Raw genomic sequence first — 23,468 nt, 5'->3', positions numbered from 1 at the left:
ACGGGTTCTCCACAGACTCGTCCACAACCCTGTCCACAGGCTGCCGGGCCGCGCGTTGACCGCGCGGGCCGCGGCCTCCTAGCGTGTGCGGCAGAGGAGGCCCCGGTCGCACTCCGGATGACGCTCGCAAGGGGAAGGCAAGCGTCGTCCGCGCGGCGGGGGCCTCTTCTGCTGCCCCCGCGGCCGGCGCCTGCTCAGCGTCCACGAAACACCGGAGGTCGACGTTCCCGGGCCGCGGCGATCCCCTCCTGCAGGTCCGCGGTCGCCAGGGTGACCGGCTGGGCCAGTGCCTCCCACTGCAGAGCCGCCTCGAGGTCGGCCGGCGGGCCGCCGCGCAGCGCCACCGTGGTGAGCCGGCTCGCGATCGGCGCGGTCGCCGCGACCTCGGCCGCGACCCCGAGGACCTCGTCGAGGAACGTCTCGGCGGGCAGCACCCGCGACACCAGTCCCAGCCGGAGCGCCTCGTCGGCGTCGACGGTGCGCCCGGTCAGCAGCAGGTCGCGCGCCGCCGCCTCCCCGACCACCTCGGGCAACAGCCAGGTCGCGCCCATGCCGGCGTGCATGCCGAGCCGGACGAACGGCGCCCCCAGGCGCGCCCCGGCCGCGGCGTACCGGAGGTCGCAGGCCAGTGCCAGGCACAGACCCGCGCCGATGGCCGCGCCGTTGACGGCGGCGATCGTGGGGACCTCCAGCCGACGGATCGCCAGCCACGAGCGATAGAACGGCAGCATCCGGGTGCGCAGCCGGTCGACGGTGGCGTCGGGCTCGCTGGCGATCCACGAGGTGTTGCCGCCTGAGCAGAAGGCGCTGCCCTCCCCCGTCACCACCACGGCCCGCAGGTCCGCGTCGGCGGCCAGCTGGTCGATCGTGGCGACCCATGACTCGGTCATCTGGTCCGACATCGCGTTGCGCTGCTCGGGGTTGTCCAGGGTGAGCAGCACGACTCCTGGCGACGGGCGCTCGACGCGGAGGTGGGCGGCGGAGGTGGTGGACTCGGTCATGCGCCGAGGCTACTGGTGGTTACCGGTGAGTACGACGCCCGCGTGTCGCGGCGGAGCGCCTCCCACGCCGCGCTCCCCCCGTGACGTAGGGTCGAGTCGGCCCGATGGGGGATGCTCGTGCAGCCGTCGACCGGGCTCCGACGGGCTTCCCCGACCCCCCGTCGCGACGACCGAAGGAAAATAGGCAAGGAGGCCGTCATGGCGGAGACCTGGAGCGGCGAGTTCTACTGCGTGAAGTGCAAGGAGAAGCGCGAGGCCGAGGGCGAGGTGCGCGTCAACGACAAGGGCACCAAGATGGCCAAGGCCGTCTGCCCGGTGTGCGGCACCAACCTCAACCGCATCCTCGGCAAGGCGTAACCGCCCCCGACAACGTCACAGCGGCGTCGCCCCGGCAGCAGGCCGGGCGGCGCCGCTGTTGCGTGCTCGCGACGTCAGCGACGCGACCGGGAGCAGGAACCAGTGCCGCGCGAGGCACTGGATCTTGGCGTGCTCCACCGGCCCGTCGGTGCCGTCGAGCACGTCGCGCCACAGGATCTCGGCGATCGTCCCGCAGGCGGGGCAGGTCGTCGTATCCATGGTGGCTCCTTCCTCGAGGGTCGCTCCGGCCGCCGGGCGGCGGTCGGGTCGTTGAGAAGAGGAGGCGCTGACGCCGACGGCTGATACCAGCCGGGATTCCGAGCCCTCTCCGCCCGCGCTGTCACGGATCCACCGCTTGACCGCGTCGAGAGGGTGAAGGTCAGCGCGAGAGTGGAGGCAGCGGTGTCGGTCGACGAGGAGTTCACCGACTTCGCGACCGCACGCACCGCCGACCTGTTCCGGTGCGCTCTCCTGCTCACCGGCGACTGGCACGCGGCCGAGGACCTGGTGCAGGACACCTGGGCCCAGGTCTATCGACGCTGGAACCGGGTCTCCGCGGCGGAGCAGCCCGGCGCCTACGCACGGCGGATGCTCGTCAACGCCTTCCTCAGCCGCAGCCGCCGGCGCAGCTCGACCGAGCTGTCGGTGGCCGACCCGGGCCGGGACCAGCCGGCCGCGGCACCGGACGTGGCCCTGCGCGCCACGCTGTTCGAGGCCCTGGCGAGGCTGGCGCCGCGGGACCGGGTGGTGGTCGTGCTGCGCTACTGGGACGGCCTCGACGCGGCGAGCACCGGCGAGCTGCTCGGCTGCTCCCCCGACGCGGTCCGCACCCGAGCCCGCCGCGCCCTCGCCCGGCTCCGCGAGGAGCTGGCCACCGACCTGCCCTCCCTCCTCACCGACTGACGCTGGAGACGACATGACCACACCACGGGACGACCCGGCGTTCCAGGCGCTGCTGACCCGCTCGCTGCACGCGAGCGTCGACGTCCTGGCGCCGCCACCCGGACTGGTCGAGGGAGGACGTGAGCGTGCGCTCTCCCGCCGACGCAGGAGTCGGCTGAGCGCCGGGGCGGCGGCCGCGGCGGCCGTGCTGGTTGCCGGCGGACTCGCCGTCGCCCTCCCGAGCCGCGACGGCTCCCCTCCCGCCGCAGCCGGCGACGGTTGCCGTTCGGTCGTCGACACGGGCGTCGTTCCGGAGTGGGCCCGCACCGGCTTCAGCGACCCCGAGCCGTCGGTGCCCCACGTCCTGGGCGACCAGGGCCGGATCGTGGCGATCCTGTTCGGGCGGACGCTGCACTCACCACCGAGTGACGACGTGAGCAACAAGGTGCTCTGGGTCAGCGCGCCGTCCGACCTCCCCCGAGACCCCGACGCCTCGAACGACCTGGTCATCGACGCCACCCTGGACGGCACCGACGCTCGCACGGTGCGGCGCGTGGTCGTCGGCGGCCCCGGGCCCTCGACCCTCGACCTACCGGGCGCCGGGTGCTGGCACCTCGAGCTGACCTGGGGGTCGCGCCCGGTCGATCACGACACCCTGGACCTCGAGTACGTCGCGCCGTAGCCGGCCGCTACCAGAACTCCGAGTCCAGCTTCCCCTCCATCGCCCGCAGGTGCTCCCGGGAGCACTGGTCGCAGAAGGTCTTCTGCCGACCGTTCTCGACCGCGGTCGTCCAGGTGAGCGTGGCCGCTCCGTCCTCGGCGGTCCGGCCACAGAAGTCGCAGGTCGCCATGGGGCGAACCTACGCCGCCGGACCGGCCGCCTCCAGCTGGTGGTCCCACGCGCACCCACAGTGCGGATGCCGGAGCAGCTCCTGGCGGGGCAGCGACAGGTCGGGGCCGATGGTCACCCGTGCCGACCAGGTCGCGGGCAGGTCGCCCTCGGCGTACGTCGACAGCTCCCGCACCGCCCACGCCCACGCCAGACCCCGCAGCACCGGCTCACAGTCCGCGTCGCCGGCCGCGGCCCGCTGCCTGGCCGGTCGGGATGTCAGCTGCGCCAGCAGCACCGGCCAGCGAGGGTCGAGATCGGTGCGGTGCGCGTCCTCGCAGCGCAGGCAGGCGGTGCGCCCGGGCACCACGAACGGCCCGACCTCCACCTCGCCGGCACCGACCCGCACCACCAGATGGGCCAGGCCGGCATGGGCCAGGGCATCCACGCGGCTCCGGGTGGGCTCGCCCCGGGTGACCAGCAGGACCGCGTCGGGCGCCGGCCCCTCCACCAGACCGGCCTCCGCGACCAGGGCGTGCAGTGCCCGCTGCCAGCCGACCGGTGCGTCCACGCCGACCCGCGCGGCGGCCCGGCCGGCCAGCCGCCGGTGCGCGGCCACCGGCGCCCGCGAGTAGGCCGTCTCCGCCAGGCCCGGCCAACGCGCCCGGTCGTCGTCCCAGCTCTCCGCGTCGACCAACAGGCCCGCGCCCCACAGCCGGGCCACCAGGGCGTCGTCCGGGGCCGTCCACCTCACCGGTCCGGCCTCCAGGGCGCCCACCAGCCTCGTCGCGTCCGGGCCGACCGGCACCAGGACCGCCTCGGGGCCCACTCCCAGCTGCACATGGCCGCCGTCGCGGCGCAGCACCGGCACACCCGGCCGCAGCGCCACCACGGCCGGTCGCGCCCCGGCGCTGCTCAGCCGGCCCACCGGCGACTCCCCGTCCATGGCCGGCACCCTCCCAGATCGACGGCCCGGCGTCGCCGGCTCCTCCACAGCCCCGCCGGCGGACGACCCCGGACAGGCGAAGAGCCGGGTACGACCGCCCCGGTCGTACCCGGCTCTTGCGTCCGGTGAGTGAGGCTCCGGTTGAGCCCGCGTCGCCACCTCAGTAGGCGCGAGCGAGGGCCAGCCGGGCCTCCTGGTTCGCCCGCTCCGCCTTGCGGCTGAGCCGACGAGCCCGCTGGGCCTGATGACCGCGCTGGGCGGCACGGGCCTCGTTGCGTCGCTCGGCCTGATAGGCGCGGGCGAAGTCCGCGTTGAGCTGGTACATGATGATGCTCCGTCTTCTGGTTGATGTTCATCTGGTTGGTGGTGGTAGCCGGTCGGCCACGGCCGCTCAGGCGGCCGCGTCCTTCCGCGGACGACCGCGCGGCCGCTTGCGGGGGATCACGACGCCCTGCAGGAAGAGCTCGCCTCCCCACACGCCCCACGGCTCACGCCGCTCGAGGGCACCGGCCAGGCACATCGACCGCACGGGGCAGTCGACGCACAGGGCCTTGGCCTGCTCGACGTCGGCGGGCGACTCCGCGAACCACAGCTCCGGGTCGTAGACCCGGCACGGCAGCAGCGCGGTGGTGCCCCCCACCTCGTCCCCTCGGCCGGCAGCGTCGTGGAGGTCGCCCAGGGTGAGGCTGCCCGGCACGGTGGCGGGCGCCGGCTCCTGGATCGTGGGGCCGACGAGCAGCTGGGAGTCCAGCTCGGCAGCTCCGTCCACACGGTCGAGAACGCTGATGGTCATCAGATTCCCCTCCTTGTCATGACCTGATCGCGTTTCTTGGTTGTTCGAACCTGTACTGCGAAATACAGAAGGCCGCGGATCCCTGGGTGTGGGTTCCGCGGCCTGGAGGCTGCCGATGCGTTGATGTCTCAACTGGTCGGTGGTCTCCAGGCGGGGTTCCCCGGGAAGGCGCCCTTGGTGCGCGAGTCGATGCCCTCGACGAGGCTCGTCACGTGCGCAAGGCCGGCCGTCTTGCCCTGGATGGCGATGGACACACGGGTGTCCACCTGGGCGCACGCGGGCATGCCGAGGACGCGGCCATAGGTGGGCAGAGTGACGGACGGGTTCGCCATCCAGATCTGGTTCGTGCTCATCGGGCCACCTCCTTCGGTGAGTCAGGCGCGGAGCGTGCCAGGCTCCATGCGCGCGTGCGGTTGGTTGCCCGAGAACGGTACTCGCCCGCGCGCGAGGCCCGCAAACTCTTTTTGCGAGTTTTTCCGAGATCGACCGAATTTCTTCGATGGAGGGGCCTGCGGCCCCTCCTCAGCCGGGCTCGGACGAGCCGGCGAGCACCGCCAGCACGTCGGCGCCGTAGCGCTCGAGCTTGGCCTGGCCGATGCCCGAGATGGCCAGCAGCTGAGCGTCGCTCTCGGGACGGCGCTCGGCGATCAGCTGCAGGGTGGCGTCGGTGAACACGACGAACGCCGGCACCTGCTCCTCGCCGGCACGCTGCAGCCGCCACTCGCGCAGCCGCTCGAACAGCGCCTCGTCGTAGGACGCCGGACAGTCGTCGCACCGGCCGCGCTTCTTCTCCGGGCCGCTGACCAGCGCCTTGCCGCACTCGCGGCACGAGACCGCCCGGCGGGACCTGCTCCGACGACCGGGGGCCGGCTCGGGGTCGGTGCTCGCCGGCCGCAGCCCGTCGAGGAAGCGGGACGGCTTGCGGGACGCCCGCCCGCCGGGGTTGCGGGCCAGCGCCCACGACAGGGCCAGGTCGCGCCGGGCTCGGGTCATGCCGACGTAGAGCAGCCGCCGCTCCTCCTCCACCGCCTCCGGCCCGTCGGCGTAGACGATCGGCAGGGTGCCCTCCTGCAGCCCGCAGACGAAGACCACGTCCCACTCCAGGCCCTTCGCGGCGTGCAGGGTGGCGAGCGTGACGCCGTCGGCGACCGGGGCGTGCTGCTCGCCGGCCCGTCGGTCGAGGTCGGCGACGAAGCCGCCCAGGCCGGAGGCGCCGGCCTCGCCCTGCCACTCGGCGGCGAGGTCGACCAGCGCCTGCAGCGACTCCCACCGGTCGCGAGCCTGACCCCGGCCGGTGGGCGCCTCGAGCGTCCACCCCATCCCCGCGAGCACGGCCCGGGTCTGGTCGGCGACCGTGCTCGGCTCCGGCGGTGACACCGGGTCCTCCGAGGCGCCGGCGCGGGCGGCCCCGCGCAGCAGCGTCACGGCCTGCCGCACCTCGGCACGGTCGAAGAAGCGGGCGGCGCCGCGGACGACGTAGGGGATGCCGCGGGCGGCCAGCGCGTCCTCGAAGGGCTCGGTCTGGGCGTTGATGCGGAGCAGCACCGCGACCTCCGAGAGCGGGGTGCCCGCGGCGTGCAGCGCGTCGATGCGGCCGGCCACCGCCTCGGCCTCGGCCACCTCGTCGGGGTGGGGCGTGTAGCTCACCTCCGGGCCGGCCTCGCGCACGGCGCGCAGCTCGACCCCGCGGCTGGAGGTGCCGGCGAGCAGCTGGTTGGCGGCGGCCACCACCTGGGGGCTGGAGCGGTAGTTGCGCACCAGCTCGAGCGCGGTCGCGCCGGGATGCTTGCGCAGGAAGCCGGTGAGGTAGGAGGCGTTGGCGCCGGCGAAGCTGTAGATCGTCTGGGCGGGGTCGCCCACCACGCAGATCTCGTCGCGGCCGCCGAGCCACAGCTCGAGCAGCGCGGACTGCAGGGGCGAGACGTCCTGGAACTCGTCGACGACGAACCAGCGGTACTGCCGCCGGACCTGGGCGGCGACCCGCTCGTCGTCGGCGAGCAGGCCCGCGGTGAGCAGGAGCACGTCCTCCATGTCCATCCGGCCCTGGTCGCGCTTGACCGACTCGTAGTCGCCCAGCAGCCGGCCGACCGTGTCGGCATCGAGGCCGGTGACCGACCGCCCCCGGGCCGCGGCGATCCGGGAGTAGTCGTCGGGGCCGACGTTGCTGACCTTGGCCCACTCGATCTCGGACGCGACGTCGCGCAGCATCGCCTGGTCGGCGCGGATCCGCTGCCGGCGGGTCGCCGCGGCGACCATCCCCAGCTTGGACTCGGTCAGCTCGGGGAGCTCGGTGCCGCGGGTCGCGGGCCAGAAGTAGCGCAGCTGACGCAGCGCGGCGCTGTGGAAGGTGCGCGCCTGCACCCCGGCCGCGCCCAGCCGACGCAGCCGCGCGCGCATCTCACCCGCCGCCCGGGTGGTGAAGGTGACGGCGAGCACCTCGGTGGGGGCGTAGACGCCGCTGGCCACGCCGTAGGCGATCCGGTGGGTGATCGCGCGCGTCTTGCCGGTGCCGGCGCCCGCCAGCACGCGCACCGGCCCGCGCAGCGCCTCGGCGACCTGGCGCTGCTCGGGGTCGAGCGCGTCGAGCAGCTCCTCGGGTGCGGGCATCGGGAACAATCTCCGGGGTCGGCGCGGTTGAGCGGGAGGTACGCCGGCCGCCGACGTACGCTCGCCACCCTAGACGCCGGCGGGGACACCTCCGCCTACAGCCCAGACCGCACCGGACGCCCGACAGAAAGCGATGGCCGCGATGAGCGCCCCGTTCACCATGTACTCGACTCCCTGGTGCGGCTACTGCTTCCGGCTCAAGGGCCAGCTCGAGCGCGAGGGCATCGAGTTCGACGAGGTCGACATCGAGCAGGACCCCGAGGCGGCGCACCTGATCGAGCAGATCAACGACGGCAACCAGACGGTCCCGACCCTGGTCTTCGCCGACGGCACCTCGCTGACGAACCCCTCGCTGATCCTGGTGCGCTCCAAGCTGGCCGACCTGGCCGAGCTCGCCGACTGACCCCGAGGCGTCGCAGACGGGCCCCCGAGACGTCGCAGACGGCCCTCGAGACGTCGCAGACGGGGCTACCAGGTGCCGGGGAGTTTCCCGCCGTACCAATGCTCCACGAGAGATCGGCTGATCGACAGGTAGCCGGGCAGCAGCAGCTCCCCGAGGTGGCGCCGGCGGCGAGCTCGGCACGGGTGAACCACCGCGCGTCCTCGATCTCGGCGCCGTCGACGTGGATCTCGGGCGACAGCGCGCGGCCGGTGAACCCGAGCATCAGCGACTGCGGGAACGGCCACGGCTGGTTGCCGAAGTAGGTCACCTCGCCGACGACCACGCCGGTCTCCTCGGCCACCTCGCGGCGTACGGCGTCCTCGAGGGACTCCCCCGGCTCGCAGAAGCCGGCCAGCGTGGAGAACCGGCCGGGCGGCCACGACGGCTGCCGGCCGAGCAGGCAGCGCTCGTCGGGCGACCCGGGCTGCCCGTCGGAGATCAGCATGATCACCGCGGGGTCGGTCCGCGGGAACTGGGTCTTGCCGCACTGCCCGCAGCGCAGCTCGTGGCCCGCGGCGGCCGCCGTCAACGGCCCGCCGCAGCGAGGACAGAACCGGGTGGCGGAGTGCCACTCGGCCAACCCCATCGCGTGGAAGACCAGCGGCGCGTCCGCGGCGGCATGGTCGGCCAGGGCCTGCAGCACCGCGCGCAGGCCGACCCAGTCGCCACGCTCCCCCGGGGCCGCCTCGGGGGCGACCAGCACCGCGAACCAGGCTCGCCCGTCGCGCTCCCCGAGGAGCACCCGCAGGCCGGTCGGCGCGGCGGCCGGCGACACCCAGTGCAGCCGGCCGTCGACCGGCCGCACCCGGGTGCCGACGATCACCAGCACGCGCGTCTCCGGGTCCGCCCAGCGCTCGTCGAGCCACTCCCGGTCGACCCGGTGGACACCGGCCCGGTCGTGCGCGTTGGCGGCCAGGTCGAGGTGGAGGAAGGTCACGATGGCGACCCTAGTGCGCATCCTCCCTAGGCTGTCGGCCATGAGCACCCACATCGGCGCCGCCGCCGGCGAGATCGCCCCCACCGTCCTGATGCCCGGCGACCCGTTGCGCGCCCGGTGGATCGCCGAGACCTTCCTCGACGACGCCCGCTGCTACAGCGAGGTGCGCGGGATGTTCGGCTTCACCGGCAGCTGGCGCGGCCACCCGGTGTCGGTGCAGGGCTCGGGCATGGGGCAGCCGTCGCTGTCGATCTATGCCAACGAGCTGCTCAAGGACTACGACGTGTCGACGGTGATCCGCGTCGGCTCCTGCGGGGCGCTCGCCGAGAAGGTCGCGATCCGCGACGTGGTGCTCGCCTCCGGTGCCTGCACGGACTCCTCGATGAACCGGATCCGCTTCGAGGGGCTCGACTACGCGCCCGTCGCCGACTTCGGCCTGCTGCGGTCGGCTGCCGAGGTGGCCGAGGGGCTCGACCTCGAGCACGCCGTGCACGTCGGGCTGATCTTCTCCTCCGACTCGTTCTACAGCCCGCGGCCCGAGCTCACCTCGCGGATGGCGGACTACGGCGTGCTCGCCGTCGAGATGGAGGCGGCCGCGCTCTACACGCTGGCCGCTCAGTACGGCGCCCGCGCGCTGTGCGTCTGCACCGTGTCGGACCACATCCTCACCGGCGAGGAGACCACCTCCCAGGAGCGCGAGCAGACCTTCGGGTCGATGATCGAGATCGCCCTCGGCGCGGCGCTGGGCGGCTGAGTCTCGAGCGCCTCGGGATCGGCCACCGAGGCGGGCGACCTATCGTGAGGACATGGCTGACGTGCTCATCCGGCCGGCACGGTCAGAGGAACACCGGGCGATCTCCGCGCTGGCGCTCCGCTCGAAGGCCCACTGGGGCTATTCGGCGGAGTTCCTCGAGAGCTGCCGCGCCGAGCTGACCTACGATGCCGCGACCTGCGGTTCAGGCAGGATGACGGTGGCGACGCACGGCGCCAGGCTCGCGGGCTTCAGCCTCGTCGAGGGGGAGCCTCCGAGCGGCGAGCTGGCGGCCCTCTTCGTGGACCCGGAGGTCATCGGCACGGGGTGTGGTCGCCGGCTGCTCGTGCACACCCTGGAGCGGGCCAGGCGGCAGGGCTCGCCCAGCGGCTCCATCCCCGGCCGCAGCTGCCCCGTCTGGTCCGAGGGCTGGGCGCCCGCGCCTCTGACTCGCGGCGCTCGCGGGCCCGGCACGTCATCCGAGGTGGCTGCCGGGGCGATCGGAACCGATGACGTCCACGGCGGACGTCATCCGGCGTGGCCGCCCGGGCAACCGGGACGTATGACGCCCGCGGGGAGGTCGGCGGGTCCTCAGCCCGAGACCAGGGCCTCCAGCTCGTCGCGCCCCGGCAGGTCGTCGGGCTCGACCACCCGGCCGGAGCGGACGAAGTAGAACGCCGCGCGCACCCGATCCAGAGGCACCCCGGTCAGCTCGGCCCAGGCCAGGCGGTAGAGCGCCAGCTGCAGGGTGTCGGCGTCGTCGCGACGCGAGGTCTTCCAGTCGACGACCAGGAAGCCGTCGCCGTCGGGGTGCGGCTCGGCGTAGACCGCGTCGATCCGGCCGCGGACCACCTGTCCGTCGAGCACCAGCGCGAACGGCGCCTCGACGGCGTGCGGTGGCCGGTCGGCGAACGGCCCCTGCTCGAACGTGGCGATCAGCGCGGTGAGGTCGTCGTCGGAGTCGATGCCGGCGTCGGCATGGCCCGGCAGCTCGTCGGGGTCGAAGAGGTCCTGCTGGCCGAAGCGGCTCTCCACCCACGCGTGGAAGCGGGTGCCGAAGCGGGCGGCCGGCGACGGCTGCCGTGGCATCGGGCGGGCCAGCTCGCGGGCGAAGGCCTCGGGGTCGGTGCGCAGCCGGCTGACCGCGGTCGCCGACAGCGAGGCGGGCAGCGGCACCTCGACCACCTGGTCGCGGTCGGCGCGCGCCTCGGCGACCAGCCGGTCGAGCTCGATGTCCCAGTCGGCGACCCGCGCCGCCTCCACCATGTCGAGGCCGTCGTCGGGGGCGTCGGGGTCGGCCGCGCGCACCACCTCCGCCGCCGCGATCCGCAGCGTGGCCTCCCTCCCCGGTCCGGGCTCGGGCCACGGTCGTGAGGGATCGACCTCGGCGTAGGGGTTGGGGTCGCCCTTGGCGGGCTTCTCCTGCCAGCCCTCGACGGGTTGGCCCCAGTCGGCCAGCTGGTCACGGACGACCCGCTGGAACTCCGAGGGACCGAACGGCGTGGTGCGCGGACTCCAGAGGAACGACGTCACGCTGAGCCGGTGAGCGGCCCGGGTGAAGGCGACGTAGCCCAGCCGCACCTCCTCCTCGTGGTCATGCGCGCGGGTGTCGCTGCGATAGGCGTCGAGCGCCGCCTTGTCGTGGCCGGCCAGCTGCGGCAGGTCGTCGGCGTCGCCGCGGAGCGGTGCCGGCAGCACGGCGGGCGAGGAGGTCCACAGCGTGCGCGACCGGTTGGACGGGAACCGGCTCTCACACACCCCCACCAGGAAGACGTGGGCCCACTCCAGCCCCTTGGCCCGGTGGACGGTGAGCAGCTTGACGGAGTCGGCGGCGGTCGGGGTGGCGAGGTCGAGGCCGTTGCCCTGGTCGTCCTCGGCGGTGAGGTAGGCCAGCAGCGCGGCCAGCGACACGTCACCGTCGACCGCCTGGAACTCCGCGACCGCCTTGACGAACAGGTCGAGGTTGTCGCGCCGCGCGGCCGCGGCCGGCGAGACCGCGGAGGCCAGCTCGATGTCGACGCCGGTGGTGTCGATGATCCGGCGGACGATGTCGAGCAGCGGCTCGCCCACGCTGCGGCGCAGCGCCCGCAGCTCCCCGCTGAGCAGCGCGAACCGCTCGCGCGCCTCCGGGGAGTACGCCGCGTCGCCGGGCGAGTCGAGCGCGTCGCCGAGCGCCGCGATCTCGGCCGGGTCGATGCCGTCGGCGATCCCGACCAGCTGGTCCTCCAGCGTCTCGGCCTCGCGCACCGAGTGACCGGCCAGCGTCGCGGCCCGACGGGCCAGCAGCCGCAGGTCACGCGGGCCGATCGCCCACCGCGGCCCGGTGAGGAGGGTCAGCAGCGCGGCGTTGGCCGTGACGTCGCCCAGCAGGTGGAGGGTGGCCACCACCTCGGCCACCTCGGGCAGCCGCACCAGGCCGGACAGGCCGACGATCTCGACCGGGACGTCGCCCGACGTGAGCGCGTCGAACACCTCGGCCGCGTGCGCGTTGTCGCGGGTGAGGACGCCGATGTCCGACCAGGCCGCGCCGCGGTCGTGGGTCGCCCGCACCTCCTCGGCCAGCCAGGCCAGCTCGTCGGCCTGGGTGGTGTGCACCTGCGTCGAGACCTCGCCCTCGCCGGCGCTGTCGGCGGCGGCCAGCCGCACCACCTGGCCGGCGTACTTGTCGTGGAGGGGTTGGGCCAGCCGGTTGGCGACCTCCAGGATGCGGCGGTCGGAGCGTCGGCTCACCGTCAAGGGGTACGTCGGCACGACGGCCCCGTCGGCGGCGGGGAAGGTCTCCGCGAACCGCAGGATGTTGGACACCGAGGCACCCCGCCAGCCGTAGATCGCCTGGTTGGGGTCGCCGACGGCGGTCACGGCGTGACCGCCACCGAACAGCCGGGAGAGCATCGTCGCCTGGGCGACGGAGGTGTCTTGGTACTCGTCCAGCAGCACCACCCGGAAACGGGTCCGCTCCAGCTCGCCGACCTGCGGCTGCTCGACCGCCAGCCGGGCGGCGAGCTCGATCTGGTCGGAGAAGTCCATCAGCCCGAGGTCGCGCTTGAGCCGTCGATAGCCGCGCACCAGCTCCATCAGCTCGGCGCGCCGCTCGATCGCGTTCCGGGCTCGGCCGACGGCGTCGAGGTAGGTCTTGCGAGCCTTGCCGGCGAGCTCGGCCTCCTCCTCGCGGGCGAAGGCGCGCGAGGCGTCGGCGTCGAAGGCCAGCACCTCGTCGGGCCCGACCAGGTGCTCGCTCATCGCTCCGTCGAGGGCGAGCAGGTTCTGGATCGCGGTCGGCGGGTGGTCGGTGAGGAACCGGACCTCGGCGTCGTGGCGCTCGACGACCCGGGCGCCGAGCTGGTAGCGCGACGCGTCGGACAGCACCCGGGTGTCGGGCTCGTGACCGATCCGCAGCCCGTGGTCGGTCAGCAGGCCGGCGGCGTAGGCGTGGTAGGTCGCGACCGTCGGCTCGAGGACGTCGTCGGGACCGTCGACGCCGGGTCGGCCGCCGGGCTCGGCACCCATTCCCGGCAGCAACCCGGCCTGCGCCAGCGCGTCGCGCACCTTGGTGCGCAGCTGGCTGGCCGCCTTGGTGGTGAACGTCAGGCCCAGGACCTCGTCGGGCCGAACCTGCCCGGTGGCCACGAGGTAGACGACGCGGGCCGCCATCAGGGTGGTCTTGCCGGAACCGGCGCCGGCCACCACGACCGCGGGCGCGAGCGGGGCGCGGATCGCCTCCCACTGCTCGGGGCTGGGCGCGAAGTCCCAGCCCATCAGCGCGGCCAGCTGCTCGGGGCCGGTGATCTCGGTCGGCGGGTCGCTCGGCGTCATGGTCATCGCGCGGTCACCGACCCGGCGCCCTGGATCGGGCAGATCGAGTGGAAGTCGCAGTCGCGGCACTGGTCGCCGGCCGACGCGGGGAACTGCTCGGCGCGCACCATCGCCGCCGCCTCGTCGAGCTGTCCGCGCAGCGCCGCTCGCTCCGGCCCGTCGTCGGGGTACGCCGGCTGGTGCTGGACCACCGCCGCGTCGCCGTCGGGCAGCCCCAGCTGGACCAGCTCGGCGCCGGCCGACCGGAGTGGAGCGGCGCCCTCGACCAGCTCGTCGACGGCCCCGTGGTCGACGGCGTACTGGTAGAGACCGAGCTGGACGTGCCGCTGCACGGCCGGGCCGCTGGGCGCGGTCTTGGCGGTCTTGAGGTCGACCACCACGACCTTGCCGTCGGCGTCGATCTCGAGCCGGTCGGCATAGCCGAACAGCGTGACCCGCTCGCCACTGTCGAGACCGACCACGGTCTCGAACCGCTCCTCGGTGCCGACCAGCCGCCTCAGGTCGGCGAGGTGCCAGGCCAGGAACCGGGTCAGCGCCACCTCGATCCGGTCGTGCTCGCGCTGCGCCGACCACGGGGTCCGGAAGTGGAGCCTGCCCCAGACCTCGTCGACGTGGTTCATCAGCGTGTCGAGATCGGGCGCCACCTCGCCGGCCGCCACCCGCTGGGCCAGCGCGTGGACCAGCTGGCCGATGTTGGCCGACTGGTGGGCCGGCCCGGCACCGCCGGCCTCGGCCATCAGGAACCACTGGGCCGGGCAGGCCATCACGTGCTCGAGCATCGAGGCCGACACCGGCACCGGCTGCTCGGGGTCGCGCACCGGGGCCGGCGAGCGGCTGGCGGTGCGGGTGCCCCACCAGGAGGCCGGGTCGGCCTGCGGCACCAGCGCCCGGGCCCCCGACGGTCCGCCCACGGTCTCGCCGGCCAACCGAGCCAACCGCCGGGCTGCCGCCAGCCGCAAGGCCTCGCCCGTCTCGGGGTCGGCGACGGTGCGGCGCAGCTCGCTGACCAGGCCGGCCAGCGACAGCGGCCGGGGCGGACGACCGTCGACGTGCTCGACCGGGACGCCCAGCTCGGCCAGGAAGCGCGAGGGCTGCTCCCCCTCGTCGTCGGCCGAGCGCACCGCGGTGACGACCAGCCGGGATCGGGCCCGGGTGCAGGCGACATAGAACAGCCGGCGCTCCTCCTGCAGCAGCTCGCGCGCCGTGGGCGGCGGCACCAGCTCGCCGCGGCCGATCCGGTCGGCCTGCAGCGTCGTCGAGCGGCGGCGCAGGTCGGGCCAGCCGTCCTGCTGCACGTGGGCGACCACGACCAGGTCCCACTCGAGCCCCTTGGCGCGATGGGCGGTGAGCAGCCGCACGGCGGCGCCGCGCACGCCCTGCTCCGCCAGCGTGTCGGCGGGGATCTGCTGGGCGCGCAGCCGGGACAGGAAGTCACGCACGCCGGCCGCCCCGGTCACCGCGGCCGCGTCGCGCTTCTCCGCCTCCCGCGCGGCCACGTCGAACAGCGCCACCACGGAGTCGAGGTCGCGGTGGGCACGCCGGGCGGAGCCCCCGCCGGCCTCCACGGCGCGACGCAGCCGACCCGGCCAGTCGGTGCCGGACCAGAGCCGCCACAGGGCGTCCTCCGCGGTGCCGTCGGCAGCCAGCTCGTCGCGGGTGCCGTGCAGCAGGTGTGGAGCGCCCGCGCGGCGGTGGCCTCGGGCCCGCTCACGTCGTCGAGGAACCCCTCGCTGACCACGGCCCGGCGGACCAGCTCGCGCGAGGTCAGCGGCAGCCTCCCCTCGGCGCGGGCCAGGTCCTTCTCGCGGGTGCGCAGCAGCCTGGAGAGCCGGCGTACGTCGCCCGCGTCGAGGCCGCCGAGCGGGCCGAGCAGCAGCGACTCCGCGCGCGAGGCGTCGACGTGGTCGGGCGACCCGTCGTCGTCCTCGTCGAGGTCGACCGCCGCCCGCAGCGCGTCGAGCAGCGGCAGCACCGACGGGTCCTGCACCAGCGGCAGGTCGTCGCGGGCGACCTCGACGGGGACGCCGGCGGCCCCCAGGGCACGACGCAGCGGCGGGATGCTGGCGCGTCCGGAGCGGACCAGCACGGCCATCCGGTCCCAGGCGACGCCGTCCTCGAGGTGGGCGCGGCGGAGCAGGTCGGCGAGGTGCTCGGCCTCGGCCCGCTCGGTGTCGAAGGTGCAGACCCGGACCCGGCCCCCGTCGCCGGGACCGTCGTCGAGCGCCACCGGCGACAGGAAGGCCTCCCGGGCCGCCTCGTCGACCGAGCCCGGGAGCCCGATCCGCGCGGCGACCCGCTGGGTGGCGGTCAGCAGCCGCGGCCCGAACCGACGCGTGGTGCGCAACGAGACCACCGGCGCGGGCCCGCCGTCGGCTCGCGGGAATTCCGCGGGGAACTCCAGGATGCCGCGCACCTCGGCCCCCCGGAAGGCATAGATCGACTGGTGCGGGTCGCCGACGACCACCAGGTCGCCGCCGTCTCCGGCGAGGGCGCGGAGCAGGGCGACCTGGCCGGGGTCGGTGTCCTGGTACTCGTCGACGAACACGTGGCGGAACTCCCGGCGCAGCTCGTCGCGATGGACGTGGGCCTCGATCACCGCGCGCCGGATCAGGTCGGCGTAGTCGGTGGCCGACTGGTCGTCGAGGTTGGTGAGGTAGTCGGCCAGGAACAGCCCGGCGGCCACCAGCTCCGGGCGCCCCTCCTGCTCCCCGAGGCGGACGAGGTCGTCGCTCTCCATGCCCTTCTCCCGGGCCCGGGACAGCACCATCTGGACCTCGCGGGCGAAGCCGCGGGTCTCCAGGGCGCGGTCGAGCTCGGCGGGCCACCGGATGGACTCCGCGTGTCGCTGGAGCAGCTCGCGGACCACGACGTCCTGCTCCGGAGCCGACAGCAGCCGCAGCGGGGCGCGGTAGAGCTCGCGGGGCGCGTAGCGGCGGACCAGACCGTAGGCGAAGGAGTGGATGGTCGCGCAGAGCGCCGACCCGGTGGTGCGCCCGAGCCGCGCCGTCACCCGGTCGCGCAGCTGCTCGGCGGCCTTGCGGGAGAACGTCAGCGCCAGCACCTGGTCGGGGCGCGCGCCGCCGCTCTCGATCCGCGCGGCGATCGCCTCCACCAGCGTCGTCGTCTTGCCGGTGCCGGGCCCGGCCAGCACCAGCAGCGGGCCTCCGGGGTGGTCGACCACCCGCTGCTGGTCGGCGTCGAGCTCGACCCGGACCGCGGTCCGGTCGGGCCGCACCAGCTGGTACGCCGGCCCCGAGGGGTCGGCGTGCCGCTGGGGGGTGGTCATGCGCCCAGCCAACCATCCCGCGACGACAGCGAGCACGCTGAGTAGCGTGACGGCATGAGCGACGCCGACCCTCCCACCCCCGCCGCCGGACCGCTGGCCGACATCCTGGTCGTCGACCTGACCCGCGCGCTGTCCGGCCCGCACGCGGCGATGCTGCTCGGCGACCTGGGGGCCCGGGTGATCAAGGTGGAGGCCGCGGCCGGCGACGACACCCGCGCCTGGGGCCCGCCCTGGGCCGAGACGGCCGCGGGCGCCGACGGCCCCCGCGACTCGACGTACTTCCTGTCGGCCAACCGCAACAAGGAGTCGATCGTCCTCGACCTCAAGGACGCCGACGACCACGCGCTGCTGGTCCGGCTGATCGAGCGCGCCGACGTGCTGCTGGAGAACTTCCGGGCCGGGGTGATGGACCGGCTCGGGCTGGGCGCCGAGGCGCTGCACGCGCTCAACCCGGGGCTGGTGGTCGGCTCGATCACCGGCTTCGGGCACGACGGCCCCGAGGGCCAGCGCGGCGGCTACGACCAGATCGCGCAGGGCGAGGGTGGGCTGATGAGCATCACCGGGGTCGACGCGCCGACCAAGATGGGGGTGCCGATCGCCGATCTGCTGGCCGGCCTGCACCTGGCCTACGGCGTCGCGGCGGCGCTGCACGAGCGGGGCCGCACCGGCCGCGGGCGGGTGGTCCGCACCTCGCTGCTGGCCGGCGCGGTCGGGGTCCACGCCTTCCAGGGCACCCGCTGGACGGTCGCGGGCGAGGTGCCCGGGCTCTCGGGCTCCCACCACCCGGCCATCGCCCCCTACGGCCCGTTCACCACCGGTGAGGGCACCATCCAGGTGGCCGCGGCCTCGGAGGGGCTGTGGCGCCGGTTCGCCGAGGTGCTCGGCCTGGACCCCGACGAGCCGCGCTTCGCCACCAACACCGACCGGGTCGGGCACCGCGACGAGCTCGTGGTGGCGGCCGAGGCGGCGCTGGCGGCCCACCCTGCCGAGCACTGGCTCGAGCGGCTGCACGCGGCCGGTGTCCCGGTCGGCCGGCTGCGGAGCATCGACGAGGTCTACTCCTGGGAGCAGACGCTCAGCCAGGGGCTGCTGCTCCAGGTCGACCACCCGGCGTTCGGGCGGCTGTCGCTGCCGGGGTCGGCGCTGCGCTTCGACGAGCAGCCCTACTCGGGCGGCAGGGAGCACCACCGGCCGCCGCCGCTGCTCGACGAGCACGGCGCGGCCATCCGGGCCTGGCTCGACGACGACTGAGGGCCGGGGCGGCCGGGGCTCGCCCCGGAGAGCGGCCCGGCGGCCGTTACCGTGACCTCATGAGCGAGCCGCAGCTGCTGGTCCTGAACCGAGCCGACCTCGAGCGCCTGGAGCTCACCTGGGACGAGATCATCGACGTGCTCGACGACGCGTTCCTGCAGAAGTCCCGCGGCCTGGTGCAGAACCCACCCAAGCCCAAGGTGGTGCCGCGCGAGGACGCCTTCGTCAACGCGATGCCGGCCTATCTCGGCGGCTCCGACGGCCTCGGGATCAAGTGGGTGTCGGGCCACGAGCAGAACTCCGCCAAGGGACTGCCCTACATCTTCGGCTCGCTGCTGATGAACGACGCCGACACCGGCCGGCCGCTGGCACTCGTCGACGGAGGCTGGGTGACCGAGATGCGCACGCCGGGCGCCTCCGGGGTGACCATGCGGCACGTGCCGGGCTCCCCCACGCGGGTGGGCATCGTCGGCTGCGGGGTGCAGGGGCGTCGGCACCTGGAGGTGACGCTGGCGGTGCACCCGGGCATCGAGGAGGTGGTCGCCTTCGACCACCGGATGGAGAACGTCCAGGAGGTCTTCGACCTCGCCGACGGCCGGCGTACCACCTTCGTGAGCAGCCCGGAGGAGACCCTCGAGGGGGTCGACATCGCGATCACCTGCATCACCCGCGCGCTGGAGCCCAAGCTCGACGCCGCCAACACCTCCGCCGACGCGCTGCTGCTGCCGGTGGACTACGACGACGCGATGGCGGCGCCGGCGTTCTCGGGCGCCTCGATCTATGTCGTCGACGACCACGACCAGTACGCCGCGGTGGCGGCGCGCGGGCACTACTTCCAGGGGCTGCCCGAACCCACCGCCGAGCTGGCCGACGTCGTCTCCGGAGGGGTGAGCGTGCCCGAGCACGGCCGCCGGATGTTCCTCAACATGGGCATCGCCATGGATGACATCGCCCTCGGCCAGCTGGTGCTGGCGCGCGCCGAGGAGCGCGGCGTCGGTCAGCGGGTCGCCTTCCCCTGAGGACGTGGTCAGCGGCCGCCGGCGACACGCAGCGTGGTGCCGGTGACGTAGCCCGCGGCCTCACTCATCAGCCAGGCGATCGCCTCGGCGATCTCCTCGGGCTCCCCCGGGCGCCGCAGCGGGATGCTCGGCGCCACCCGATCGAGCCGGCCCGGCTCGCCCGCGTCGGCGTGCATCCGGGTCCGGATATGGCCCGGCGCGACGCCCACCACCCGGATGCCCTGGCCGGCCACCTCGGTGCCCAGGCCGAGCGTCATCGCGTCGATCCCGGCCTTCGCGGCGGCGTACTGGACGTACTCGCCGGGGGAGCCCAGGGTCGCGGCACCGGAGGACACGTTGACGATGACCCCGCCGGTGCCGCCACGGTCGGTCGACATCGCCAGCACCGCACGGCGAGCGCAGAGCAGCGCCGCGGTCAGGTTGAGGTCGATGGTGCGGCGGACCACGTCGGGCTCGGTGTCGGCCAGCGGGCCGATGTGGAAGGTCGCTCCGGCGTTGTTGACCAGGCCCGTCAGCGGGCCATGCTCCCCCGCCACGGCGAACAGCGCGTCCAGGCCTTCGTCGGTGGTGAGGTCGCAGCGGACCGGGTGACAGGCCGCCCCCGTCTCGCGGACGGCCGTCGCGGTCGCCTCCGCCGACTCGTCGTCGGCGGCATAGGCGAGCACGAGGCGGTGGCCGTCGGCGGCCAGCCGGAGCGCCGTGGCCGCCCCGATGCCGCGGGTGCCACCCGTGATGATCGTGAGCCGGCCTCCCGGATGATCTGCCATGCGGTCAGCCAACCACAGGACGGGAGCCGGGTCAGAGGTCCGGCGGCCGGTCGTTGTAGACCCCGGCCTCCTGCTGGCCGCTCAGCTCCTGGATCGCCGCCATGATCTCGTCGGTGGCCTCGCGCCGCGCCCGGCCCGGCGGCGTCCCCTCGAAGCGCCCGCGGAAGTCGATCGGCTCACCGAAGGCGAGGGTGACCTTCACCAGGCGGGGCAGCCGGGCGCCGACCGGTTGCAGGTCCTGGGTGCCGCGCAGGCCGACGGGCACCACCGGGCAGCCCGCCGTCAGCGCGAGGTGGGCGACGCCGGTGCGGCCGCGGTAGAGGCGGCCGTCGCGCGAGCGGGTGCCCTCGGGGTAGATCCCGAACGCCTCGCCGCGGCCGAGCACCTCCAGCGCGGTGTCGAGGCTGTCCATTGCGGCCTTGGTGTCGTCGCGGTCGACCGGCAGCATGCCGAGCCCGCTGAACCACGCGCGGGTGAGCGCACCCTTGACGCCGGAGCCGGTGAAGTAGTCGGCCTTGGCGAGGAAGACCACCTTGCGCGGGACCACGACCGGGATCACGACGCTGTCGGCGAAGCTCAGGTGGTTGCTGGCCAGGATCACCGGTCCGGTCTTCGGGACGTGGTCGAGCCCGCGTACGTCGGGTCGCCAGATGGTCTTCACCACCGGGGGGATGACCGCGTGTGCGACGCCGTACAGCATGAGGACATTGTGGCGCAGCCCACGACGGCGTGGCCGCCGACGTCTCGGGAGCCGGGCAGGCGATCCGGAGCCGAGGCCCGCGACCGGTTCGGTGGCCGCGAGTGTCCGGGGCTGAAATAGGTGAAGGGCCCTCATGAGTATGAGTCACAAGGGCCCTTCGGTGGCGGGACCGGTCGGAGCCGAAGCTCCGCCCGTTCCCAGCCGGTGGGCCTCGGCGCTTGCGCGCCTCCGCCCGGTTGACCGGATCATGGTGACGCCTCCGGCCGACGACCCGTCCACTCCGGCCCCAACGACGTCGTCACCCTGTCGCCGCCGCGAGTTGCCCCGCGGTGTGGACCCTCGTCTCCGAGTCATCCCGCCCTCCCCGGAGGGAGTGCGTGGGGAAAGTTCTATGCCCTGAAACCCCTACGGCACAAGGGGTTTCGCGAGATTTCTTTCGAGCTCTTTCCGTTTCCGGCGTGTCGTCCACAGAGCTTGCTCCTCCCTCCACAAGGAGGCCCCGTTTCTCCACAAACCGGCCCGCTCTCCTGTGGAGGGCGGGGCTGGAGGTTCATCATGTGAAGCAGGCGAGTTGTCACTTCTCCCGGTGAACTCACCACGAGAAGCGAGGCTTCACCTGCTTCACATGGTGAACCTCCCACGCAGTAGGTTCGACAGCATGCGAGCGGTCGTCTACACCGAGACAGGAGGGCCGGACGTCCTCCGGCTGGTGGAGCGGGAGGTCCCGGAGCCCGGGCCGGACGAGGTGCGGGTGCGGCTGCGGGTGGCCGGCGTCAACCCCACCGACTGGAAGGTCCGCACCGGCCTCACCGCCGCGCTGAGCGGACCGGAGGCGGTCCCCGGACAGGACGGCGCCGGGGTGGTCGACGCGGTCGGGTCCGGGGTCGAGGGCCTCGCCCCCGGCGACCCGGCGTGGGTGTGGCTCGCCGGCGGCACCACGCGGGAGTACGCCGTCCTGCCGGCGCGCCACGTCCGGCCGCTGCCCGACGGCGCGTCCGCCGACCTGGGCGCGGCGCTGGGCGTCCCTGCGATCACCGCCCACCGGTGCCTGACCGTCGCCGAGGACGGCCCGCAGCGACTGGCGCCGGGGGCGCTGGCCGGCCGGACGGTCCTGGTCGCCGGCGGCGCCGGCGCGGTCGGCCACGCGGCGATCGAGCTGGCCCGATGGGCCGGCGCCACGGTGGTCGCCACCACCAGCTCGCCGGAGAAGGCCGAGCTGGCGCGGCGGGCGGGCGCCCACCACGTCGTCGACTACCGCGCCGACGACGCCGCGAGCCGCATCCGTGACACGGCCCCCGACGGCGTCGACGTCATCGTCGAGGTGGCCCCGGCGACCAACGCCGACCTCGACGCCGCCGTCGTCGCCCCGCACGCCACGATCGCGGTCTACGCCAACGACGCCCCGACCGCGGCGATCCCGGTGCGGGCACACATGACCACCAACACCCGCTACCAGTTCGTGCTGCTCTACACCGTGCCCGACGCGGCGATCGACGAGGCCGTCGCCGCGATCGACGCGGCCCTGCTCGACGGCGCCCTCCGGGTCGGCGAGGACGCCGGCCTGCCGCTCCACCGCTTCTCGCTGGCCGACACCGCCGAGGCCCACCGGGCCGTCGAGGGCGGCGCGGTGGGCAAGGTCGTCATCGACCTGTGAGGCGGGTGCGGAGCCTCAGTACGCCGGCTGGCTGGGGTCGATCTGGTTGACCCAGGCCACCACGCCGCCGCCGACGTGGATCGCGTCGTCGTAGCCCGCGCCCTTGAGCACCGCCAGCGCCTCCGCCGAGCGGACGCCGCCCTTGCAGTAGAGGACGACCTGCCGGCCGGAGTCGACCGACGGCAGCTCGGAGAGCGCGTTGCCGTTGAGGAACTCCCCCTTGGGGATCAGCACCGCACCGGGGATGCGGTTGATCTCCCACTCGTTGGGCTCGCGCACGTCGACGAGCAGGAAGTCGCGGGACCCCTCCTCGCGCTCCTTGAGCATGTGCTCCAGCTGCACCACCGAGATGGTGTGGCCCGCGGCGGCGTCGGCGGCCTCCTCGGAGATCGCGCCGCAGAACGCGTCGTAGTCGATCAGCCCGGTCACGGTCGGGTTCTCACCGCACAGCGCGCAGTTCGGGTCCTTGCGGACCTTGAGCTTGCGGTAGCTCATCTCCAGGGCGTCGTAGATCATCAGCTGGCCGACCAGCGGCTCGCCGACGCCGGTGATCATCTTGATCGCCTCGTTGACCTGGATCGAGCCGATCGACGCGCACAGCACGCCCAGCACGCCGCCCTCGGCGCAGGACGGCACCATGCCGGGCGGGGGCGGCTCGGGGTAGAGGCAGCGGTAGCACGGGGCCTCGGCGCTGCTGCCGTCGGCCAGCGTGGCGGTCGGCCAGAACGCCGACGCCTGGCCGTCGAAGCGGTAGATCGACCCCCACACGTAGGGGATGCCGAGGAAGAAGGCCGCGTCGTTGACCATGTAGCGGGTGGCGAAGTTGTCGGTGCCGTCGACGATCAGGTCGTAGCCCTCGAAGATGCCCATCACGTTGTCGTTGTCGAGACGCTCGTTGTGGACGATCACGGTGACCAGTGGGTTGACCTCGGCGATCGAGTCGCGCGCGGACTCCGCCTTGGGCCGGCCGATGTCGGACTGGCCGTGGATGATCTGGCGCTGCAGGTTGGACTCGTCGACCTCGTCGAACTCCGCGATCCCGATGGTGCCGACCCCCGCCGCGGCGAGGTACATCAGCGCCGGGCTCCCGAGGCCGCCGGCCCCGATGACCAGCACCTTGGCGTTCTTGAGCCGCTTCTGCCCCGTCATCCCGACGTCGGGGATGATGAGATGCCGGCTGTAGCGGCGTACCTCATCGATGGTCAGCTCGTCGGCCGGCTCCACCAGCGGGGGAAAGCTCACGGATACTCCTCGGTTCGGGTCTCGCGGCGTGGGTACGACGGTCGTGGCGGTCGTACGGACGGGTGTCGGCGCAACGCTCGCACCGGCGCCGTTGTTCCCTCCATCGTGGCTGGCCGTCTCTCTCCTCGGACAGGTCGTCCGGGATCCGGACGGCCGCCGGGCCGGGGCGGCATCACCCGGGAGGCTCTACC

The 23,468-nt window shown here is 74.0% G+C and carries 24 protein-coding genes; 9 read left to right on the top strand and 15 right to left on the bottom strand.

Going from position 1 to position 23,468, the window contains the following annotated elements; genetic code table 11:
- Nucleotides 1-194 precede the first annotated feature (194 nt).
- On the bottom strand, nucleotides 195-1,001 hold the full coding sequence (locus R2740_RS02755) for an enoyl-CoA hydratase/isomerase family protein (protein ID WP_371301150.1): 807 nt from the start codon (nucleotides 999-1,001) through the stop codon (nucleotides 195-197).
- A 198-nt stretch (nucleotides 1,002-1,199) separates the two neighbouring features.
- On the opposite strand from R2740_RS02755, the gene R2740_RS02750 reads away from it, so the two are divergent.
- Nucleotides 1,200-1,358 (top strand): DUF5679 domain-containing protein, encoded by a 159-nt coding sequence (locus tag R2740_RS02750; protein ID WP_371301149.1) that lies wholly within the window; start codon nucleotides 1,200-1,202, stop codon nucleotides 1,356-1,358.
- 15 nt (nucleotides 1,359-1,373) lie between these two features.
- On the opposite strand, the gene R2740_RS02745 is transcribed toward R2740_RS02750, so the two are convergent.
- Entirely contained in the window at nucleotides 1,374-1,577 is a 204-nt protein-coding gene (locus R2740_RS02745; RefSeq protein WP_371301148.1) for a hypothetical protein, read from the bottom strand.
- A 183-nt stretch (nucleotides 1,578-1,760) separates the two neighbouring features.
- On the opposite strand from R2740_RS02745, the gene R2740_RS02740 reads away from it, so the two are divergent.
- Together R2740_RS02740 and R2740_RS02735 are read left to right on the top strand one after the other, a co-directional pair.
- The gene (locus R2740_RS02740; RefSeq protein WP_371301147.1) at nucleotides 1,761-2,261 is read left to right on the top strand and encodes a SigE family RNA polymerase sigma factor; all 501 of its coding nucleotides are present in this window, start codon (nucleotides 1,761-1,763) and stop codon (nucleotides 2,259-2,261) included.
- A gap of 13 nt (nucleotides 2,262-2,274) precedes the next feature.
- On the top strand, nucleotides 2,275-2,922 hold the full coding sequence (locus R2740_RS02735) for a hypothetical protein (protein ID WP_371301146.1): 648 nt from the start codon (nucleotides 2,275-2,277) through the stop codon (nucleotides 2,920-2,922).
- A gap of 7 nt (nucleotides 2,923-2,929) precedes the next feature.
- Here the strand turns inward: R2740_RS02735 and R2740_RS02730 are convergent, their stop codons facing one another.
- From R2740_RS02730 to R2740_RS02705, 6 genes are all read right to left on the bottom strand, one after another.
- On the bottom strand, nucleotides 2,930-3,091 hold the full coding sequence (locus R2740_RS02730) for a hypothetical protein (RefSeq protein WP_371301145.1): 162 nt from the start codon (nucleotides 3,089-3,091) through the stop codon (nucleotides 2,930-2,932).
- A gap of 9 nt (nucleotides 3,092-3,100) precedes the next feature.
- Nucleotides 3,101-4,015, bottom strand: a complete 915-nt coding sequence (locus R2740_RS02725; RefSeq protein WP_371301144.1) for a hypothetical protein — start codon at nucleotides 4,013-4,015, stop codon at nucleotides 3,101-3,103.
- 160 nt (nucleotides 4,016-4,175) lie between these two features.
- Nucleotides 4,176-4,340 carry a hypothetical protein gene (locus R2740_RS02720; protein ID WP_371301143.1) on the bottom strand — a complete coding sequence of 55 codons (165 nt, stop codon included), beginning with the start codon at nucleotides 4,338-4,340 and terminating at the stop codon, nucleotides 4,176-4,178.
- Between the two features lie 66 nt (nucleotides 4,341-4,406).
- Nucleotides 4,407-4,694, bottom strand: coding sequence for a WhiB family transcriptional regulator (locus R2740_RS02715; protein WP_371301180.1), 288 nt, complete (start codon nucleotides 4,692-4,694; stop codon nucleotides 4,407-4,409).
- A 242-nt stretch (nucleotides 4,695-4,936) separates the two neighbouring features.
- Complete coding sequence (locus R2740_RS02710; protein WP_371301142.1) at nucleotides 4,937-5,161, bottom strand: hypothetical protein; 225 nt, start codon at nucleotides 5,159-5,161, stop codon at nucleotides 4,937-4,939.
- Nucleotides 5,162-5,330: 169 nt separating this feature from the next.
- Nucleotides 5,331-7,415: an ATP-dependent DNA helicase UvrD2 gene (locus R2740_RS02705; RefSeq protein WP_371301141.1), complete on the bottom strand. Its 2,085-nt coding sequence runs from the start codon at nucleotides 7,413-7,415 to the stop codon at nucleotides 5,331-5,333.
- Nucleotides 7,416-7,557: 142 nt separating this feature from the next.
- Between R2740_RS02705 and R2740_RS02700 the strand changes: the two genes are divergently transcribed.
- A complete protein-coding gene (locus R2740_RS02700) occupies nucleotides 7,558-7,818 on the top strand; it encodes a mycoredoxin (RefSeq protein ID WP_371301140.1) in 261 nt (86 codons plus the stop codon).
- Here the strand turns inward: R2740_RS02700 and nudC are convergent.
- Entirely contained in the window at nucleotides 7,700-8,794 is a 1,095-nt protein-coding gene (gene nudC, locus R2740_RS02695; RefSeq protein WP_371301139.1) for an NAD(+) diphosphatase, read from the bottom strand. The genes R2740_RS02700 and nudC overlap by 119 nt on opposite strands.
- A 40-nt stretch (nucleotides 8,795-8,834) precedes the next feature.
- Between nudC and deoD the strand changes: the two genes are divergently transcribed.
- The gene (deoD, locus tag R2740_RS02690; protein ID WP_371301138.1) at nucleotides 8,835-9,548 is read left to right on the top strand and encodes a purine-nucleoside phosphorylase; all 714 of its coding nucleotides are present in this window, start codon (nucleotides 8,835-8,837) and stop codon (nucleotides 9,546-9,548) included.
- 52 nt (nucleotides 9,549-9,600) lie between these two features.
- Nucleotides 9,601-10,218 carry a GNAT family N-acetyltransferase gene (locus R2740_RS02685; RefSeq protein ID WP_371301137.1) on the top strand — a complete coding sequence of 206 codons (618 nt, stop codon included), beginning with the start codon at nucleotides 9,601-9,603 and terminating at the stop codon, nucleotides 10,216-10,218.
- Here R2740_RS02685 and R2740_RS02680 read toward each other — a convergent pair.
- The 3 genes from R2740_RS02680 to R2740_RS02670 are packed head-to-tail and all read right to left on the bottom strand — an operon-like array spanning nucleotide 10,137 to nucleotide 16,644.
- Nucleotides 10,137-13,364, bottom strand: coding sequence for a UvrD-helicase domain-containing protein (locus R2740_RS02680; RefSeq protein ID WP_371301136.1), 3,228 nt, complete (start codon nucleotides 13,362-13,364; stop codon nucleotides 10,137-10,139). The two genes, R2740_RS02685 and R2740_RS02680, sit on opposite strands and share 82 nt — an antisense overlap.
- Entirely contained in the window at nucleotides 13,361-14,869 is a 1,509-nt protein-coding gene (locus R2740_RS02675) for a PD-(D/E)XK nuclease family protein (RefSeq protein ID WP_371301135.1), read from the bottom strand. Before R2740_RS02675 ends, R2740_RS02680 begins: the two co-directional genes overlap by 4 nt.
- The gene (locus tag R2740_RS02670; protein ID WP_371301134.1) at nucleotides 14,812-16,644 is read right to left on the bottom strand and encodes an ATP-dependent helicase; all 1,833 of its coding nucleotides are present in this window, start codon (nucleotides 16,642-16,644) and stop codon (nucleotides 14,812-14,814) included. Before R2740_RS02670 ends, R2740_RS02675 begins: the two co-directional genes overlap by 58 nt.
- Nucleotides 16,645-16,698: 54 nt before the next feature.
- Between R2740_RS02670 and R2740_RS02665 the strand changes: the two genes are divergently transcribed.
- Complete coding sequence (locus R2740_RS02665; RefSeq protein WP_371301133.1) at nucleotides 16,699-17,895, top strand: CaiB/BaiF CoA transferase family protein; 1,197 nt, start codon at nucleotides 16,699-16,701, stop codon at nucleotides 17,893-17,895.
- Nucleotides 17,896-17,954: 59 nt separating this feature from the next.
- Nucleotides 17,955-18,914, top strand: coding sequence for an ornithine cyclodeaminase family protein (locus R2740_RS02660; RefSeq protein WP_371301132.1), 960 nt, complete (start codon nucleotides 17,955-17,957; stop codon nucleotides 18,912-18,914).
- A gap of 8 nt (nucleotides 18,915-18,922) precedes the next feature.
- On the opposite strand, the gene R2740_RS02655 is transcribed toward R2740_RS02660, so the two are convergent.
- Nucleotides 18,923-19,681: an SDR family oxidoreductase gene (locus R2740_RS02655; RefSeq protein WP_371301131.1), complete on the bottom strand. Its 759-nt coding sequence runs from the start codon at nucleotides 19,679-19,681 to the stop codon at nucleotides 18,923-18,925.
- Between the two features lie 31 nt (nucleotides 19,682-19,712).
- Nucleotides 19,713-20,381: a lysophospholipid acyltransferase family protein gene (locus R2740_RS02650; RefSeq protein WP_371301130.1), complete on the bottom strand. Its 669-nt coding sequence runs from the start codon at nucleotides 20,379-20,381 to the stop codon at nucleotides 19,713-19,715.
- Nucleotides 20,382-21,039: 658 nt separating this feature from the next.
- Here R2740_RS02650 and R2740_RS02645 point away from each other — a divergent pair.
- Nucleotides 21,040-22,035 (top strand): NADPH:quinone reductase, encoded by a 996-nt coding sequence (locus tag R2740_RS02645; RefSeq protein ID WP_371301129.1) that lies wholly within the window; start codon nucleotides 21,040-21,042, stop codon nucleotides 22,033-22,035.
- Nucleotides 22,036-22,050: 15 nt separating this feature from the next.
- Here R2740_RS02645 and moeZ read toward each other — a convergent pair whose 3' ends face one another.
- On the bottom strand, nucleotides 22,051-23,277 hold the full coding sequence (gene moeZ, locus R2740_RS02640; protein WP_371301128.1) for an adenylyltransferase/sulfurtransferase MoeZ: 1,227 nt from the start codon (nucleotides 23,275-23,277) through the stop codon (nucleotides 22,051-22,053).
- Nucleotides 23,278-23,468: the final 191 nt, after the last annotated feature.

Source organism: Nocardioides sp., assembly GCF_041393715.1.
Classification (GTDB): Bacteria; Actinomycetota; Actinomycetes; order Propionibacteriales; family Nocardioidaceae; genus Nocardioides.
The sequence above is the reverse complement of the archived record's forward strand: the minus strand, read 5'-3'. Positions and strand labels throughout refer to the sequence as shown.